The sequence below is a fragment of the Rhodococcus sp. YH1 genome (assembly GCF_009939605.1).
Classification (GTDB): domain Bacteria; phylum Actinomycetota; class Actinomycetes; order Mycobacteriales; family Mycobacteriaceae; genus Rhodococcus; species Rhodococcus aetherivorans.
The window spans coordinates 1-3,787 of record NZ_WVTE01000155.1 but is presented as its reverse complement, the minus strand read 5'-3'; the positions used below and the strand labels follow the sequence as shown (position 1 = coordinate 3,787).

Below are 3,787 nucleotides of genomic sequence, written 5' to 3'. Positions count from 1 at the left end.
AACACCGTCTCGAGGTTCGACGGCGCGCCGGTGGCGATCATGCCGCGGAAGTCGAGTTCCGGGGCCCGCGACGTGGCCAGGCGCGCGGTGTGCAGGGCGGCGTGACCGCCCTGCGACTGGCCGATCAGTCTCGCTTGTCGCCGATTGCGGCCCCCCGAACCCGTCACCGCGATCGCACCTGGCCTGCGTGAAGAACAGCTATCGAGTGCACGGGGGATGGTACGGGCGGGTACGTCACGGCAGACGCAAGCTCATAGCCCCCGGGGATACCCGCCGCCGACCCGGTCGGGGTCGTCGGCCAGGAACACCACGTCCCGGCGGCCATGATTGAAGGCGCGGAAGTTGTCGTAGTCCCGGCCGGCAGGGACGTAGTCGTCGTTCCACCGCACTCGCGCGGCGGGCACGAACCCGGCGTCGGCATACAGGTCCCGCAGCACGGTGTCGACACAGTCTCGTCACGACCGTTCCGGCTCAGCCGCGTCGTCGCGCCCGCAGCACCGAGTCGCGGACGGTGACCTGCTCCCCGGAGTGCGGGTGTGCCGTGGTCCGGGACCGGACCTCGCAGAGCTCGACCTCCCACTGACCGTCCTCGAGCGCCGGAATCAGCGACTCGGGGGTGAAGAGGAACCAGCGGTGACCGTGGCGCAGCCCGGTCGCCAGGTCGTCGGGATGGTGACCGACCACCAGCAAGGTGCCACCGGGGGCGACCGCGGAGCCGAGGCGCCGGGTCAGCTCGACCATCCCGCCATCGGGAAGATGCAGGAACTGCGAGGACACCAGATCCCATCGCTGCTGGCCGGGCTGCCAGCTGCGGACGTCGGCGGCAACCGTGGTGACACGGTCACCGACGCCGGCCTCGGCTGCGTGCGCGGCCGTCTTCTCCAGGGCGGCGACCGCGAAGTCCAGGGCCGTGACCGACCAGCCGCGGCCGGCCAGCCAGACCGTGTCGGCGCCCTCGCCGCAGCCCACGTCCAGGGCCCGACCGGGTATCAGGGACGAGACCTCGGCCTCGAGTTGGGGGTTGACGCGTCCGCTCCAGACCCGCTCCCCGGAGTAGCGATCCTCCCAGGCGGGCTGCTCGAACAGCTCGGCCCGGCGCTCGGCGACCGCGCGGTCGGCGTCCTCGGCGGCCAGGTCGGCGTTGACGAACGCTCCCACCCGGGTGCCGTGAGCGGCCGCGCCGATCAGGGTCATGCCGATGTCGGTGGCGTTGCCGGCCGCGTACAGGCCCGGCACCGCGGTCGCCCCCACCGGGTCGACCGCGATCACCGACCCCACCGGCACCCCGCCCCACTCGACGTGCTGCGGCTCCAGGCCGAGAGAGGTCAGGAAGTCGAGGCATACCTGCGGCCGGGAGGCCACCACGATCGCCTCGCGCTCGAGCAGCGAGCCGTCGGCCAGACGCACCCCGATCAGCCGGTCGCCGTCAGTGACGACCTCCCGCGCAGTGCCGTGCTCGATCCGCACCCCGATCGCGGCCATCCGCTCCACGTCGGCGGTCGGCAGCTCGACCCCGTCGGGGACGACGAGGACGACGTCGTCGGTGAGCTGGCGCCAGAGCAGACCCTGGTGTCCCGCGACCGGGCTGGTCGCCAGTACCGCAATCGCTCGACCGCGCACCTCCCAGCCGTGGCAGTAGGGGCAGTGCAGCACGTCGCGGCCCCAGCGTTCGGCGAGGCCGGGGACATCGGGCAGCTCGTCCACCACCCCGGTGGTGACCAGCACCCGCCGGGCGGTGACCTCACGTCCGCTGCCGGTGGCCACGGCGAAACCGTGCTCGGTGCGGGTCACGGCCGTCACGCGGTCGCTCGCCAGCTCCACCCCGTACGCCGCCACCTCGGCCCGGCCGTCGGCCAGCAGGTCGAGCGGGGGCACCCCCTCCCGGCCGAGATAGTTGTGGGCGTGCTCGGCCGGAGCATTGCGAGGCTCACCCGCGTCGATCACCAGCACCCGGCGACCGGACCGCCCCAGCACCATCGCACCACTCAAACCGGCAGCGCCGCCGCCGACCACCACCACATCGAAACTCTCGTTCTCCGTCATGCCTCCAGGGTGCAGATCCCTCCCGAGATATGGCAAACATCCTTGCCGTAATGGCAAAACTCCGGCACACTGAGCGACATGGAAGATCAGGACGTCTTGAAGAACGTGGGCCCGAGACTGCGACAGCTTCGACTCGAACGGAAAGCCACCCTGAGCGACCTGGCGGAGGAGACCGGCATCTCGCTCAGCACCCTCTCCCGACTGGAATCCGGACAGCGCAAGCCCACCCTCGAGCTGCTGCTCCCCCTCGCCCGCGCCCACCGGGTCGCACTGGACGAACTCGTCGACGCCCCGGACACCGGCGACCCCAGAATCCGGTCCAAGCCGGTGACCCGGCACGGCCGGACCTTCATCTCCTTGACCCGCCGCCCCGGGGGCCTCCAGTCCTTCAAAATGGTGCTGCCCACCGTGGACGACGTCGCCCACCCGACGCTGCAAACCCACGAAGGCTACGAGTGGCTCTACGTGCTCAACGGCCGACTGCGCCTGATCCTGGGCAGCCGCGACCTGGTGCTCGAACCCGGAGAAGTGGTCGAATTCGACACCCGCACACCCCACTGGATCGGCAACCCCGGACCCACCCCCTGCGAAGTGCTCGCAATCTTCGGCCCCCAAGGAGAACGCATGCACGTGCGCTCATAACCAGCGCCTAGCCCCCGTCCACGCACCGCCGACGCCCGCACCCAACACCGGCCTCTTGAGACGCGGTCGCCTATCGGCTGTATCCCGACGGGCCTGATCGGGTCTGTCAGGAAATCGGTGGATCCGGCTCTGACACATGGGATCAGTCGCTGTTCGGGGTGATGCGTCCTTCGAGGGTGATGGCGAAGGCGTTCAACGCTCCTTTCCACCTCGATATCCATCGTGCGCGCCCCGTGCCGGTCGGGTCCAGAGCTCGGGTGGCCAGGTACAGACACTCGAGCGCGGCTTGCTCGTTGGGGAAGTGGCCCCGGGCCCGGATGGCCCGACGGCAGCGGGCGTTGAGCGACTCGATCGCGTGCGTGGAGCACACCACCCGCCTGACCTCGATGTCGTAGTCGAGGAACGGCCGCGTACTCCGGACAGGAGTTCTGCCACAACCGGATGATCGCCGGATAGCGCGGGCCCCACGTGCCGGCGAACTCGTCGAACCGCTCCTTGGCTGCGATCTCGTGCGCGAACTCCAACGCGCGCTGATGTATTGGATCGGCACCTGCCCGACCTGCCACCACAGCTTCCGACCTAACAAAATCCTACTAGTCAGTCGGGCTCGGGTGACCACACAATCCCCCATGCGCAAGAACATATGTTTCCCCATACCTTGACCCATACATCGTGGAGGTGGCGACCTTGCCGTCTTCCTGCGGTCGGCAGCGCTACGCCCCGCCACGGCCAGGAGCACAGCCCGGATCCGTGTCCACCTGATCACACCATCGAGACGTCGCACTCCAGGATCGGCCATACGGCTCCACCTGATGCAAGCCTCAACTTCACCCGCGATGATCGCCCCACCCCAGGGCACACCGATCTACCGCGGTAAACCGCAGCTTCTTCCTCGCGAAGCAAGCATTGGGCACCAGCCAATAAACTTCGGTTCCAGCCCATCGGTGACGTGCTGCAACGGCTCAGCCCCAACGACAGACACAAGTTCAGATACTCACCGCCGCAACCGTCGCCCGCCACCGCCACGGCACACACTCCGACACCATCACCACGACCGCCCCCGCCCGTACGACGGCCCCGGTATCGCGCCCGGCCGGACCCG

Annotated in this window: 3 protein-coding genes and 2 pseudogenes; 1 reads left to right on the top strand and 4 read right to left on the bottom strand. The window is 69.2% G+C overall.

What is annotated here, in order from left to right:
• From AIIKEEIJ_RS13130 to AIIKEEIJ_RS13120, 3 genes and pseudogenes are all read right to left on the bottom strand, one after another.
• Positions 1-128 (bottom strand): annotated as a pseudogene (locus AIIKEEIJ_RS13130) (lipase); the annotation flags it as partial.
• Between the two features lie 123 nt (positions 129-251).
• Positions 252-437, bottom strand: coding sequence for a hypothetical protein (locus AIIKEEIJ_RS13125; protein ID WP_202916990.1), 186 nt, complete (start codon positions 435-437; stop codon positions 252-254).
• Between the two features lie 34 nt (positions 438-471).
• Entirely contained in the window at positions 472-2,043 is a 1,572-nt protein-coding gene (locus AIIKEEIJ_RS13120; protein ID WP_161995827.1) for an FAD-dependent oxidoreductase, read from the bottom strand.
• Between the two features lie 78 nt (positions 2,044-2,121).
• Here AIIKEEIJ_RS13120 and AIIKEEIJ_RS13115 point away from each other — a divergent pair, with 78 nt between their 5' ends.
• Positions 2,122-2,685, top strand: coding sequence for a cupin domain-containing protein (locus AIIKEEIJ_RS13115; RefSeq protein WP_161995826.1), 564 nt, complete (start codon positions 2,122-2,124; stop codon positions 2,683-2,685).
• A gap of 142 nt (positions 2,686-2,827) precedes the next feature.
• Here AIIKEEIJ_RS13115 and AIIKEEIJ_RS13110 read toward each other — a convergent pair.
• Positions 2,828-3,185: pseudogene (locus AIIKEEIJ_RS13110) on the bottom strand (transposase); the annotation flags it as partial.
• Between the last annotated feature and the right edge of the window lie 602 nt (positions 3,186-3,787).